Source organism: Actinoallomurus soli, assembly GCF_024055715.1.
Lineage (GTDB): Bacteria > Actinomycetota > Actinomycetes > Streptosporangiales > Streptosporangiaceae > Actinoallomurus > Actinoallomurus soli.
The window spans coordinates 229,525-243,384 of the sequence record NZ_JAMXMV010000004.1 but is presented as its reverse complement, the minus strand read 5'-3'; the positions used below and the strand labels follow the sequence as shown (position 1 = coordinate 243,384).

At 73.6% G+C, this 13,860-nt stretch carries 11 protein-coding genes; 8 read left to right on the top strand and 3 right to left on the bottom strand.

Going from position 1 to position 13,860, the window contains the following annotated elements; genetic code table 11:
- The first annotated feature begins 26 nt into the window (after positions 1-26).
- Genes NDW01_RS12990 through NDW01_RS12965 form a run of 6 tightly spaced genes read left to right on the top strand, consistent with a single transcriptional unit; the run spans position 27 to position 5,731 of the window.
- Positions 27-944: a type II secretion system F family protein gene (locus tag NDW01_RS12990; RefSeq protein ID WP_252820231.1), complete on the top strand. Its 918-nt coding sequence runs from the start codon at positions 27-29 to the stop codon at positions 942-944.
- Positions 945-982: 38 nt separating this feature from the next.
- Complete coding sequence (locus tag NDW01_RS12985) at positions 983-1,219, top strand: Flp family type IVb pilin (RefSeq protein WP_252785871.1); 237 nt, start codon at positions 983-985, stop codon at positions 1,217-1,219.
- A gap of 1 nt (position 1,220) precedes the next feature.
- Entirely contained in the window at positions 1,221-1,658 is a 438-nt protein-coding gene (locus NDW01_RS12980) for a TadE/TadG family type IV pilus assembly protein (RefSeq protein ID WP_252820229.1), read from the top strand.
- A complete protein-coding gene (locus tag NDW01_RS12975; RefSeq protein WP_252820228.1) occupies positions 1,655-2,218 on the top strand; it encodes a TadE family protein in 564 nt (187 codons plus the stop codon). Before NDW01_RS12980 ends, NDW01_RS12975 begins: the two co-directional genes overlap by 4 nt.
- A complete protein-coding gene (locus NDW01_RS12970; protein ID WP_252820226.1) occupies positions 2,215-2,655 on the top strand; it encodes a TadE/TadG family type IV pilus assembly protein in 441 nt (146 codons plus the stop codon). Before NDW01_RS12975 ends, NDW01_RS12970 begins: the two co-directional genes overlap by 4 nt.
- Positions 2,656-2,677: 22 nt before the next feature.
- Entirely contained in the window at positions 2,678-5,731 is a 3,054-nt protein-coding gene (locus NDW01_RS12965) for a bacterial transcriptional activator domain-containing protein (RefSeq protein WP_252820224.1), read from the top strand.
- Positions 5,732-5,874: 143 nt separating this feature from the next.
- Here the strand turns inward: NDW01_RS12965 and NDW01_RS12960 are convergent, their stop codons facing one another.
- The gene (locus NDW01_RS12960) at positions 5,875-7,068 is read right to left on the bottom strand and encodes a YncE family protein (RefSeq protein WP_252820222.1); all 1,194 of its coding nucleotides are present in this window, start codon (positions 7,066-7,068) and stop codon (positions 5,875-5,877) included.
- Between the two features lie 258 nt (positions 7,069-7,326).
- On the opposite strand from NDW01_RS12960, the gene NDW01_RS12955 reads away from it, so the two are divergent.
- Positions 7,327-8,793 carry a PucR family transcriptional regulator gene (locus NDW01_RS12955; protein ID WP_252820220.1) on the top strand — a complete coding sequence of 489 codons (1,467 nt, stop codon included), beginning with the start codon at positions 7,327-7,329 and terminating at the stop codon, positions 8,791-8,793.
- Between the two features lie 409 nt (positions 8,794-9,202).
- On the opposite strand, the gene NDW01_RS12950 is transcribed toward NDW01_RS12955, so the two are convergent.
- Positions 9,203-9,418 (bottom strand): acyl-CoA carboxylase subunit epsilon, encoded by a 216-nt coding sequence (locus NDW01_RS12950; protein ID WP_252820219.1) that lies wholly within the window; start codon positions 9,416-9,418, stop codon positions 9,203-9,205.
- A gap of 11 nt (positions 9,419-9,429) precedes the next feature.
- Positions 9,430-11,034, bottom strand: coding sequence for an acyl-CoA carboxylase subunit beta (locus tag NDW01_RS12945; protein ID WP_252820217.1), 1,605 nt, complete (start codon positions 11,032-11,034; stop codon positions 9,430-9,432).
- Positions 11,035-11,189: 155 nt separating this feature from the next.
- On the opposite strand from NDW01_RS12945, the gene NDW01_RS12940 reads away from it, so the two are divergent.
- Positions 11,190-13,766 (top strand): phosphoenolpyruvate carboxylase, encoded by a 2,577-nt coding sequence (locus NDW01_RS12940; protein WP_252820664.1) that lies wholly within the window; start codon positions 11,190-11,192, stop codon positions 13,764-13,766.
- Positions 13,767-13,860 lie beyond the last annotated feature (94 nt).

The following is a 13,860-nucleotide window of genomic DNA, read 5'->3' as shown; positions in this document are numbered from 1 at the left end:
GGCCTCCTCGGCCGGGAAGGAGCGCGATGACGACCGCACTGCTGGCCGGGGCGCTCTTCGGCCTGGGCGGGTACCTCCTGTTCCGGGCGCTGTTCCCGCCCCGGCCGGGCCTGGCGGCGCGCCTCGCGGCCTTCGACGCGGCCCGCCGGCGCGGCGAGACCGGGCCGGAGCGTGGCCGGCCCTCCGGCGACTCGGGCCGGTTCCCCGGGCTGCGCGCCCGGGTCGGCCGCTCCCTGGCCGCCTTCTACGAGGCGCGGGGATGGCAGCAGCGCTCGGCCCGCGCGGACCTGGCCCTGCTGGACCGGTCGTTCGAGGGGTTCCTCGCGACGAAGTTCCTGCTGTCGGCGGCGGCGATCGTGTTCATCCCCATCCTCGCCGGCTACTTCGCCGTCCTGGGGCTCGGCGTCGGGGTCTCCGTCCCGGTCTGGGTCGGCCTGATCTTCGCGCTCATCTTCTTCCTGCTGCCGGACCTGCAGCTGCGCCAGGAGGCGGCGGCGCGGCGGCGCGACTTCCGGCACGCCGTCAGCGCGTTCCTCGACCTCGTCGCGATGAACCTCGCGGGCGGGCGAGGCGTGCCCGAGGCCCTCATGACCGCCGCGAACGTCGGTGACGGCTGGGCCATGCGCCGCATCCGCGACGCCCTGTCCAACGCGCGCATCACCGGCATCACGCCGTGGCAGGCGCTCGGACGGCTCGGCGAGGAGATCAGCGTCGACGAGCTCCGCGACCTGTCCGCGGCGCTCGCCCTGGTCGCCGACGACGGGGCGAAGGTGCGGCAGTCGCTGTCCGCCCGCGCGGCCAGCATGCGCAGCCGCGAGCTCGCGGACATCGAGGGAAAGGCAGGTGAGCAGTCCCAGTCCATGCTCGTCGCCCAGCTGCTGCTGTGCGCAGGGTTCTTGATCTTCCTCGCCTATCCGGCGGTGATGCGGGTCATCGCCACATGACGACGAAGAACCGTCCTCCGAATCCCCCGAGGTGTTCCATGCAGTGGTTGAATCCGATGAACGACCCGGTCGTCGTCTATGTGCGGTCCCACGTCGAGGCGCGCATCGAGCGGCTTCGCGAGGACTCCGAGAGGTCACGCGGTGCGTCCGCGATCGAGTGGGCGATCATCACCGGGATCCTCGCGCTCATCGCGATCACCGTTGGCTGGGTGATCTTCCGCCGGGTCAAGTCCGCCGCCAACAAGATCAACGTCGACAACGGTCCCGGGGGCTGAGGTGCGCTACCGCACCGTGCGGGAGGGCGCCACGGCGGACGACGGCGCGAACACCCTCGAACTCGCGTTGCTGACGCCGATCCTCCTGCTCGTCATTCTGCTGGTGGTCCAGTTCGCGATGGTCTACCACGCCCGGCACGTCGCGCTCGCGGCCGCGCAATCCGGTGCCCGCGTCGCGCGCGAGAGCGGAGCCGCCGACTGGAAGGGAGAGGCGGAGACGAAGGCGCGCGAGTACGTCCAGCAGATCGGCCCGGCGCTGCTGACCGGCGTGACACCGCAGGCCGGCGGCGACCAGAACTCCCGGTGGGTGACGGTGACCGGCACGGCGGTGCGGGTCGTGCCCTTCATGACCTTCCACGTCAGCCAGCGATCCGGCGGGCCGATCGAGTGCTACCGGCCCGACGTCGGCGCCGGCACGACCTGCGAGGCCCGGCCGTGACCAGACCCGCGGCGGCCGAGCCCCCGAGGAACGCGCCGGAACCGGCGGCGAAGAGGCCACGGGACACACCGGAACCGGCGGCGAAGACGCCGCGGGACGCGCAGGGGCCGGTGGTGGAGCACGCGCCGGCGGAGGACGCGGGGTCGCCGGCGGCGGTCCCGGACCGGGGCACGATGGCCTTGGAGATGGCCATCCTCACCCCGTTGCTCGTGGCGTTCATGATGCTGATGGTCGGGCTCGGCCGGATCGTCGAGGCGCACGGCCAGGTGGACGGCGCCGCGCGTGACGCGGCCCGGGCCGCCTCGGTGGCGCGCGACCGGGTGAGCGCCCGCTCCGATGCCGAGCAGGCGGCGCAGGCGACCCTCAGCGGCGGCAAACGGTGCCGGGGCGGACCGCGTACGGAGCCGGACTTCCGCGACTGGCGTCCGGGCGGCCAGGTCACCGTCACGGTGCGATGCGACATCGACCTGGGCGGCCTGTCCCTCATCGGGCTGACCGCCTCCAGGACGATGGTGGGCACGGCGACCGCTCCCCTCGACACACTGCGGAGGATCGATTGACGCGGTGGCACCGGGCGGTGGCCGAAGACCGCGACCGCGGGACGGTCGCGATGTTCACCACGATCTTCGCCCTGTTCGTGATCGTGCTGGCCGGGCTCGTCGTCGACGGCGGTCTGGCCATCCACGCGCGCCAGCGCGCGGCGGACATCGCCGAGCAGGGCGCCCGCGCCGCGGCCGACGAGATCGACCAGGACGTCCTGCGGCAGACCGGGCAGGCGCGGATCACCGATCCGCGCGCGGCCTGCGCCCGCGCCGAACGCCTCGTCGCCACCTACCCCGAGGTGACGGGGCGGGCCCGATGCCAGATCGAGGGCGGCCGTACCGCGCGCGTCGTCGTACAGATCAAGGTCCGGCTGCAGTTGCTCGGCATCATTCCCGGCTTCAACGACTTCACCATGACGTCGGCGGCCACCGCCCACCCTCAGGAGGGGATCTGATGAGAAGGCTGGTGGAGGGCGCGTGAGTACCATTCGACGGCCGCCTGTGCGGATCGACCGCGGGCGCGGGCCCGGTGACGTGGCCGTCGGGGTGCTCGCGCTCGCCGCCATCGCCGCGCTGCTCGTCGGTGTGCCGTTCGCGCTGGTCACCTTCTTCGGCTCGCCGATCCCGAGCAGGCCCCCGTCGATGGAGACGCTGACGCAGCGGCTGGACACCTCCGCGCTGATGCGCATCCTCGTCATCGTCGTGTGGCTGGCCTGGCTGCAGCTGGCCGCCTGCGTGCTCGTGGAGGTGTACGCGGGGATCCGCGGGGTCGGCGTGCCCGCCCGGGTGCCGTTCGCCGGTGGTCCCCAGGCGGTGGCGCACCGGCTCGTCGTCGCGGCCCTGCTGCTGTTCACCGCCACGACGGTGGTGGTGCCCGCCCTGACCGCGCCGCGCGCGACGCACGTCCAGGTCAAGGACCCGCCGCGGCAGCAGCCGCGGCCGGCCGAACACCCCGAGGCCGTGGCCCGGCAGGCTCCGGAACCGGACACCGCGCCGACCCCCATGGAGCAGAACGCCGTACGCAAGATCTACCGGGTCCGCCCGCCGGAGGGACGGCACCACGAGAGCCTGTGGGAGATCGCGGAGAAGTGCCTCGGCGACGGCCGCCGTTACCGGGAGATCTACGCGCTGAACAAGGGCAAGGTGCAGCCGGACGGCACCCGGCTGACGATGGCGAGCCTGATCCGGCCCGGCTGGGTGCTCGACATGCCGGCCGACGCGACGCACGTCGAGGTGGTCCAGCGAGGTCCGCACGACGGGCAGCACGAGCACGGCGTGCCGCACTCCCAGGTGCCCGGCGGCGTCCACCACCGCAGCGGCGTCACCACCGAGAAGCAGGCCGTCGACGCGGCCCGGCGCGCCGCCGAGCAGGAGGCGCGGGACCACCGGACCGGTCACGAGGCGGGCCAGGGGAACGACCAGGGGACGGCCCACCAGGGCGGTGCCGAGGCGAGCCGCCCGCCGGCCGCGCAGCCGCCGCACGCGACCTCGCCGGGCGCGGCTCCGCCGGCACGGCCGCCCGCTCACGCGTCACCGCGCGCCGAGCATTCCGCGCCGGCCCGGCCGGAGCATTCCGGGCAGCCGTCCGAACAGCATCGGCCCGCCGAGCACCATCGGCCGCCCGCCGAACAGCACCGGCCCGACGAGCGGCAGCCCGCTCACCTGCCGGACTTCGGCTGGCCCGAGGAGCTGGCGGTGGCGTCGCTGCTCGCCGCCGGAGTGCTCGCCGTCCTCGGGCGGCGGCGGCGCGAGCAGCTGTGGCGGCGGGCGTTCGGCACCAGGATCGCCCGGCCGGACGGGGAGGCCGCGCTCGCCGAGCAGGCGCTGCGCATCGGCGCGGACACCGACGCGACCCGCCTGCTCGACCTCGGTCTGCGGCAGATGTCCAAGGCCCTCGCCGCCGAGGGGCGCACGCTGCCCACCGTGTACGGCGTGCACCTCGGCGCCGACAGTCTCGACCTGTGGATCGCGCCCGCCGACCGCAATCCGCCGGCGCCCTGGGAGGAGTACGACAACGGGCAGGTCTGGCGGCTGAACGCCGGCGCCCTCGACGGTGTGGCCACCGCGGACCTCGCCGACGTCCTGGCGCCGTACCCGGGGCTGGTCTCGATCGGCACGAACGACACCGGCCGGATCCTCATCGACCTGGAGACCGCGCACGGGCTGATCTCTTTGCAGGGCCCGGACGAGGCCCGCCGCGCCGTCCTCGCGGCCGTCGCGGTCGAGCTGGCGACGAACCGCTGGTCCGACCACATGCGAATCACGCTCGTCGGCTTCGGTGAGGAGCTCTCGCTGATCGCGCCGGACCGCATCCGGGCCGTCGCCACGCTCGGCGAGGCGCTGCCGGAGCTGGAGAGCCGCACCGAGGAGGTGCGTCAGGCCCTCGCAGCCTCGGGCGTCGACTCGGTCCTCACCGGTCGCTGCCGCGGCGTGTTCGGCGAGGCGTGGATGCCGCACTACCTGATCATGGCCGACCCGCCGGCGCCCGAGGAGGCCGAACGCCTCGTCGCCCTGGCCCGTACCGGTCAGCGGATGGCGGCCGGGTACATCGTCGCGGGCGAGACGCCCGGCGCCACCTGGACCTGGGACGTCACGCCCGACGGCCGGCTCCGCGCCGGGGTCCTCGGCTTCGACGTCGAGGCCCAGCTCGTGCCCGAGCGGCACTACCGCGCCGTCCTCGAGCTGTTCCGTACGGCCGGGCGGGCGGACGGCGTCCCGTACGGCGGCCTCGACGAGGAGCCGGTGCCGGCACCCGCGATGGGCGAGGTACGGCCCGCCGTCGACATCCGGATCCTCGGCCCTGTCGAGGTGGACGCGCCGGGCGTCGTCGAGGAGAGCCGCCGGGCGCTGTGCACCGAGGTGCTCGTCCACCTGGCCACCCACCCCGAGGGCGTGCACCCGACCGTCCTGAGCGGCGCGGTGTGGCCGCGCGGGGTCTCGGCGCCGGTGCGCGACGCGACCGTCGCCCGGGTCGCCGACTGGCTCGGCCGCGACTCCCGTGGCCGCCCCAACCTGTACTACGACGAGCGCGGCCGGATCCGGCTGGGGTCGGAGGTCCGGGTCGACTGGGAGATGTTCCGCTGGCTCGTCTGGCGGTCCGCCGCCGAGCCGGCCTCCGAGACGGCGTACCTCACCTACGCGCTGGACCTCGTACGGGGCCCGCTGCTGGAGGGCCGTCCGCGCGGCCGGTACTCCTGGCTGGCCGCCGAGGACCTGGAGTACGAGGCGACCGCGCGCGTCGCGGACGTCGCGCACCGGCTCGTGCTGATGCGCCTGGACGACGGCGACTCCCGGGGAGCGGTGACGGCGGCCCGCGCCGGCCTGCGGCTGGCGGTGGACGACGAGGGCCTGTGGCGGGACCTGCTGCGCGCCACCCACGCGACGGGCGATCGGTCCGCGGTGTACGAGGTCGTCGACGAGCTGAGCGAGCGCGTCGGCGCCGACCCGTTCGCCGCGCAGCTGCAGCCGGAGACGGAGGCGCTGGTCGAGGAGCTCGTACCCCAGTACCGCGTCGCCGAGGGCGCGGGCTGAGCCCCTGCGGGATCGCCGCAGGCGCCGAGCACTGCGCGGTCCGGCCGAGCATCCCGACCGGTGGCCGCCGGTGCGGGCGTGTCTGGCGGTGGTCGCCGGTAGTGCAGGGACGGGGCCGGCGGTGGTCGCCGGTGCGGGCGGGCCTACCGGTAGTTGCCGGTGTGGCCCAGGGAGAACCGGCCGGGCTGCGGGAAGACGCACAGACCGTGCGGGGCGGGTCCGGCGGGCAGCCGACGGATGATCCGCCCGGTGCGCGTCGAGACGGCGACGACCGTGTCGGCCTGCCGGGCGGACAGCCACAGCACCCGGCCGTCCGCCGACACCCCGCCCATGTCGGGCGCCACCGGAAGCCGCCACCGGTTCACGAGGCGGTGGTCGGCGACGGAGATCAGTGAGACCGTACGCGCGGCGCCGTCGGTGACGTAGAGGGTGGCGGCGTCGCGGCTGGGGTACAGCCCGTGCGCGCCGCGCCCGGTGGGGATGAACCCGGCCGGCCGCAGGCCCGCGGCGTCGACCACCCACACGCCGCCGCGCCCGGCGTCGGCGACGAAGAAGGCCGTGCCGTCCGGGGACAGGCGGACGTCCTGGAGCCGCGCGTCCGAGGCGAGCGGGCCCGTCGCCGTGGCGGACCGCCGTTCGAGGTCGACGCGGACGAGCCGCCCGCCGGCACACGCCACCGCCATCGTCGATCCGTCGGCCGACAGGTCCGCCGCGGCCGGGTCGGGGCAGGGCAGGCGGACGGTCGACCGGAGCCGCAGGGTCCGGGGGTCGCGGATCTGCAGGCGGCCCGGCCGTGCGCCCAGGACCAGGGAGGACCGGCCGTCGAGGGTGAAGTACAGGTCGACGGGATCGGGGACCGGCACCGTACGGCCGAGTGCGCCGGTGCGCGCGTCGATCGGCACGAGGCCGGCCGCCTCGGTGACCCACAGGGTCCGCAGATCCCACGACGGGACGACCTGCCGTGGCACGCGGCCGACCGGGATGCGGCGGATCGGGCGGTACGTACGGGCGTCGACGACCTCGACCGCGGTTCCGCCGCTGACCGGGACGTACACCCGTGGCGGCAGGTGCCGCGCGGCGGGCCCGAGCATGCCGGCCCGCGTCGCGGCGTAGACGCCGGGCCGCCGGTCGGGCGAGCCGGCGGGGCGGCTGAGCGGCGAGGGCGGCGGCGTGACGGACGGCCGGACGTACGGCGCCGGCCCGCCCAGCGCCAGGACCGGCGAGTCGGGCCCCGGCCGGCCGCGGAACGGCACCGACTGACACCCGCAGAGCACCGCGCACCCGACGGCCCATGTCACCGCGACCCCGACGCGCGGCGCCGCCCTGCACCCCTTCATAGGCGCCGAACCTAGCCCCCGAGGGCGGATCGTGAGCGGATAATTACGAAGAGGTTGCCATCGGCTCGAACGGGTCGAGCGGGCGTACCCCGGTCCGCGCGACGTCCTTGACGTTCCGGGTGACGAACGTCCTAGACCGATCGCCTCCGTGCCTCCGTGTTCACTATGCGTCTAAGGACCAACTTGTCCCGGCGGCACGCGATGCCGCATGCTGCTGGTTGTGCGTCGGGCTATCCGTTGCGGCCGGGAGCGCGGACGATGACGGCCATCCGAGATGAGCAGGGACACGGTCTGGAGCACACCGCCGACGACCTCCGGAAGATGCACCGGGAGGCGGCCTCGGCCGACGGCCTCGAGCGCCTTTTACGGTGGCTGGCGGGGCGCGTTGATGGGACGGTCGTGCTGCTCGACCGGTACGGCGCGCCGCTGCATGCCTTCCCCGAAGTTCCCTGGGACATCCTGCGGCGTGCGGCGGGAGAGGTCGACAGAGTCGTCACCGGCGAGGTACGGGCCGCCGTCGCCGAGGTCGGCGGCAGCATCGTCCACATCCAGCGAGTCGGCGTGGATGGTGACGACGCCACGCTGGTGGTCATCCGGCGGGACCGTTTCACCGCGGACGTACGAGTGCTGATCGGCGACGCGGCCCAGTTGGTGGGTCTACGCCGGCGCGCGGATGCTCTGGACCTTCGGTACCGGCGCGTGGACAGGGCGGAGCGGCAGGCCAGGGAGGCGGTTCTCGACCTTCTCATGGTCGGCCAGTTCGATGCCGCCCGCCGGGTCGCCGCGACTCTCGGCCCCGCGCTCGCCGACCCGCTCCGGGTCTTCGTTGTGGAGGGTCCGCCCGCCGCCCGGGCCCGCACCATCGACCACTGCGAGCAGGCATCGGGCGGCCGGGCCTGGATCGTTCGGTGTCTGGTCTACAGCCGGCATGTCATCGTCCTGGCCCCCGCATCGGCCGAGCCGGACGACCTCGGAGACGCATTGTGCGATTTCGTCGACGTCGCGGGCGGGGTCAAAGTCGGCGGTAGTGACGCCGTCGCACTCCGGGACTTCTTGACGGGGTACGAGCAGGCCTTCCACGCGCTGGCGGTGGCCCGGAACGGCAAGAGAAGGTTCGCGCGGTTCAGCCGGCGCGGTGAGCTGGCGGCGCTCGTGCGCCCCCGCGGATACGCCTGGGTCGCGGCGACGCTGGAGCCGCTCACGGGCCACCGGCCCCAGCGCGCCCAGGATCCCGACGCCGCCGCCCTGACCACCACCCTCGGGGCCTGGCTGGACTTCTACGGAGGGGCCGCGCGGCAACTGAAGATCCACCGCAACACGCTGGCCGCGCGGCTGCGGTACATCGAAGGGTTGCTGCGCCGGCCACTGAGCAGCCTTGACACCCAGGCGACGCTCCATCTCGCGCTACGCGTCCTCGGCGGCCCCGCCGGTGCCGACGGCCCGGCCACCCTGGAGGAACTGCTCGACGATCCGGAGGTGCGCCGTTGGGCGGACCTGCAAGTGGCGCCTCTCCTCCGGGCGGGCACGGAGCCGTTCATGACGACACTCCGCGTGTGGCTGGCCAACGACGCCCGCCTGGACACCACCGCCTCCGCGCTGGGCATCTCGCCCTCCGGCGTGCGCAAACGGTTGATCCGGACGGAGGAGGTCCTCGGACGCTCGCTGCTGAACGGCCCGTCAGCGCGCTACGACCTGTGGTTCGCCCTCAAGGTCCTGGACACCTGAGTTCGGAACCCACGCAGCGTTCCATCACCGGGCGGCGGCTCCACTGTGCACGGTGACACTGGTCTCCCCGTCGGGCCTTCCCTACCGTCGACGACGGGGCGGCACCTCGGCGCCGTGCCGCCCCGCCGCCAGGAACGACATCGCCTGCCCGGCCGACGCGGCCGGCCCGGTGAGCATCGTTCACGGGACAGAGGAGGGAGAAGAGGCACGGCGACGGCTCCGACCCGACCCAGGCCACATGGTGGAGCGGGGGCGCACCACGTACGGGCCCGGGCGCGGTCGGGCCGCCGACGGCCACCGCCGGAGGAGCGCTGTGAGGGTGAACGGACATGGCGATCTCCCTCATCTGACCAGGTCCAGATGAAGATCGCTGTCTGTGACGGCTTCGTCGCCTTTTGTGAGGAGGTCCTTATGGCAGGGCGCTGGTGCGCCAGGTGCCGGGGCCGTGGGGGAGGGGGCGGCGGAGCTGCCGGGAGCGGTCGGCCCAGGCCGAGCGGCGCTGCGGGGGCGTCCCCTGTGCGGCCTCGGCGGCCCGGGCCCGTGCGGTCAGCACCGCCACCAGGGCGGCGATCTCCTCCGGCGTCGCGTCTCCGCGCACGACCTGCAGGAAGGGGCGCTCGCTCATCAGGTCCTCTCCTACAGCGGGATGTTGCCGTGCTTCTTGGGCGGGAGGGTCTTGCGCTTGTCGCGGAGCGCGCGCAGCGCCTTGATGACCTGGCCGCGCGTCTCGGACGGCTTGATCACCGCGTCGACGTACCCACGGGACGCGGCGATGTAGGGGTTGGCGAGCGTGTCCTCGTACTCGGTGATGAGCTCGGCCCGCCGGGTGTCGGGGTCCTCGGCGGCGGCCAGCTCGCGGCGGTACAGGATGTTCACCGCGCCCTGCGCGCCCATCACGGCGATCTGCGCCGTCGGCCAGGCCAGGTTGATGTCCGCGCCGAGGTGCTTGGAGCCCATGACGTCGTACGCGCCGCCGTACGCCTTGCGGGTGATCACCGTGACGAGCGGCACGGTGGCCTCGGCGTAGGCGTACAGCAGCTTGGCGCCGTGCCGGATGATGCCGTTCCACTCCTGGTCGGTGCCCGGCAGGAAGCCGGGGACGTCGACGAAGGTCAGCACCGGGATGTTGAACGCGTCACAGGTGCGGACGAACCGCGCGGCCTTCTCCGACGCCTCGATGTCCAGCGTGCCGGCGAAGTGCATCGGCTGGTTGGCGACGATCCCGACCGAGCGGCCCTCGACGCGGCCGAACCCGCAGACCATGTTCGGCGCGAACATCGCGTGGACCTCGAGGAACTCCCCGTCGTCGAGGACGTGCTCGATGACGGTGTGCATGTCGTACGGCTGGTTCGGCGAGTCCGGGATCAGCGTGTCGAGCTCGAGGTCCTCGTCGGTGATCTCCAGCGCCGCGGCGGCGTCGTACGCGGGCGGGTCGGACAGGTTGTTCGACGGCAGGTAGGACAGCAGCGCCTTGACGTAGTCGAGCGCGTCCTGCTCGTCCGACGCCTGGTAGTGGGCGACGCCGGACTTGGTGTTGTGGGTGTGCGCGCCGCCGAGGTCCTCGAACGTCACCTCCTCGCCGGTGACCGTCTTGATGACGTCCGGCCCGGTGATGAACATGTGCGAGGTCTGGTCGACCATGACGATGAAGTCGGTGAGGGCGGGGGAGTACACCGCGCCGCCCGCGCACGGTCCCATGATCAGGGAGATCTGCGGGATCACGCCGGAGGCGTGGGTGTTGCGCTTGAAGATCTCGGCGTACAGGCCGAGCGCGACCACGCCCTCCTGGATGCGCGCGCCACCGGAGTCGTTGATGCCGATGACCGGGCAGCCGGTCTTCAGCGCGTGGTCCATGACCTTGACGATCTTCTCGCCGAACACCTCGCCGAGCGAGCCGCCCGCGACCGTGAAGTCCTGGGAGAAGATCGCCACCGGCCGGCCGTCGACCGTGCCGTGGCCGGTGACGACGCCGTCGCCGTACGGGCGGTTCTTCTCGACGCCGAAGCCGTGCGCGCGGTGCTGCGCCAGTTCGTCGAACTCGACGAAGGACCCCTCGTCGAGGAACGCGTCGATGCGCTCGCGGGCGGTCATCTTGCCCTTGGCGTGCTGCTTCTCGACCGCACGCGCGGAACCGGCGTGGACCGCCTCGTACCGGCGGCGCTCCAGGTCTGCGATCTTGCCCGCCGTGGTGTGGATGTCGATCTCGTCCGCGGGCAGGGGCTCGGGAGCTTGCGTGGCCATGGAGATCAGGTTAGCCAGCGGTGGGAACGGCCCGCCAGGAGGGGCGGGATCTCCGTGTTCCCTGCGGCTTCTCACCAGGCGAGACGGACTCGGATCGCCTTGCGGGACGAACTACCCTGAGGTGCGTGTCGACACGAAACTCAGCTCGGCAGGAGATGCCCGAGCCACTGCGCCGTGACGTCCGGTTGCTCGGTTCACTCCTGGGCAACGTTCTCGTCGAGTACGGAGGGCAGAGCCTGCTCGACGACGTCGAGGCCCTGCGCCACGCGGTCTTCGCCGCGCGCCGGGGCGAGACCTCCGTCGACGACGTCGCCGCAATCGTCGGCGGCTGGGCGATCGATCGCGCGGAGCTGGTGGCCCGCGCGTTCACCGTGTACTTCCACCTGACCAACCTCGCCGAGGAGCACCAGCGGATCCGCACGCTCCGGGAGCGGGACACCGGCGAGACGCCGCAGCGCGAGTCCGTCGCCGCCGCGGTCGCCGAGATCGGTGAGGACCGCGTCCGTGAGCTGCTGGAGGACCTGGAGCTGCGCCCGGTCCTGACGGCGCACCCGACGGAGGCGCGCCGCCGCGCGGTCGTCACCGCGATCCTGCGGATCAGCGAGCTGCTCACCGACCTGAACGACCCGCGCGCGGGCAGCGGGGAGCGCGAGGAGATCACCCGCCGGCTGGTCGAGGAGATCGACCTGCTCTGGCGCACCTCGCAGCTGCGCCGCACGAAGCCGGACCCGCTCGACGAGGTCCGCACCGCGATGGCGATGTTCGACGAGACGATCTTCCGGGTGGTCCCGGCGATCTACCGTTCGCTCGACGCCGCGCTGGCGCCCGGCACGGGCGAGCGGCCGCCGCTGGCCAAGCCGTTCCTGCACTACGGCAGTTGGATCGGCGGCGACCGCGACGGCAACCCGTTCGTCACCGCGCAGATCACCCGGGAGGCGATCGGCGTCCAGGCCGACCACATCCTGCGCGCGCTGGGCAACGCCTGCACCCGGATCGGCCGCACGCTGACCGTGCACGAGACGACGACGCCGCCGTCCGAGGCGCTGCGCGGCGCGCTCGCCGCCGCCCGCGCCGCCCAGCCCGAGCTGTGCGCCGAGATCGCCAAGCGGTCGCCGGGCGAGCCGCACCGCGTGTTCCTGCTGTACGCCGCCGAGCGGATCAACGCCACCCGGCTGCGCCACGCCGACCTGGCGTACCGCGGCCCCGACGACCTGCTGGCCGACCTGCGCATCGTCCAGGAGTCCCTGGTCGCGGCGGGCGCGCGGCGCCAGGCGTACGGCGAGTTGCAGCACCTGATCTGGCAGGTGGAGACCTTCGGGTTCCACCTGGCCGAGCTGGAGGTCCGCCAGCACTCCGCGGTGCACGAGAAGGCCCTCGCCGAGGTCCGCGCCGGCGGACCGCTCAGCGAGCAGACCGAGGAGGTCCTCGACACGCTGCGGGTCGTGTCGTGGGTGCAGGAGCGGTTCGGCGTGGACGCCTGCCGCCGCTACGTCATCTCCTTCACCCGCACCGCCGACGACGTCGCCGCCGTGTACGAGCTGGCCGAGGCCGCCGCGATCGGCGGCCGGGCGCCCGTGCTGGACGTCGTGCCGCTGTTCGAGACGGGCGAGGACCTCGACCGGTCCCCGGCCGTGCTGGACGGCATGCTGCACCTCGCGCCGGTGCGCCGCCGCCTGCTGGAGACCGGCCGCCGCATGGAGGTCATGCTCGGCTACTCCGACTCGGCCAAGCAGCTCGGCCCCACGACGGCGACCCTCAAGCTGTACGACACGCAGGCCGCGCTCGCCGCCTGGGCGGACCGGCACGACGTGAGGCTCACGATGTTCCACGGCCGCGGCGGCGCGCTCGGCCGCGGCGGCGGCCCGGCCAACCGCGCCGTGCTGGCACAGGCGCCGGGCTCGGTCGCCGGCCGGTTCAAGGTCACCGAGCAGGGCGAGGTCATCTTCGCGCGGTACGGCCACGCGGAGATCGCCCAGCGCCACGTCGAGCAGGTCGCCAACGCGGTGCTGCTGGCCTCGACGCCGGCGGTGCAGGAGCACGCGGTCGCGGCGGCCGAGCGGTTCCGTCCGCTGGCCGACAAGATCAGTGTCGCCGCGGAGCGGACGTTCCGGTCGCTGGTGGAGTCGCCGGGCTTTCCGGAGTGGTTCGCCCGGGTCAGCCCGCTGAACGAGCTGGGCAACCTCCGGCTCGGCTCCCGGCCGTCCCGCCGCAAGGCGACGACCTCGCTGGACGACCTGCGGGCGATCCCGTGGGTGTTCTCCTGGACGCAGACGCGGGTCAACCTGCCCGGCTGGTACGGCCTGGGCAGCGGCCTGGCCGCCGCCGAGGACATGGACGCCCTGCGCGAGGCGTACCAGTCGTGGCCGCTGTTCGCCGCGCTGCTGGACAACGCCGAGATGAGCCTGGCCAAGACCGACCGCGCCATCGCCGAGCGCTACCTCGCCCTCGGCGACCGGCCGGAGCTGGCCGAGACGGTCCTGGCCGAGTACGACCGCACGAGCTCCCTGGTCCTGGAGGTCACCGGGCACACCCGGCTCCTCGAGAACCGCCGGGTGCTGTCCCGCGCGGTCGAGCTGCGCAACCCGTACGTCGACGCGCTGTCCCACCTCCAGCTGCGCGCGCTGCAGGAGCTGCGGGCCGGGGTCGACGACGACGCCGAGCGTGAGCGGATCGAGGACCTCCTGCTTCTCGCCGCCGCGGGAGTCGCGGCCGGCCTGCAGAACACCGGCTGATCGACGAGATCCGACAGTACGCCGCCGGCCATGCCCCCAGGGGCGGGCCGGCGGCGTTCGTTCTTCGACCGGCCGCGCCGGCCGTCCTGTTCGG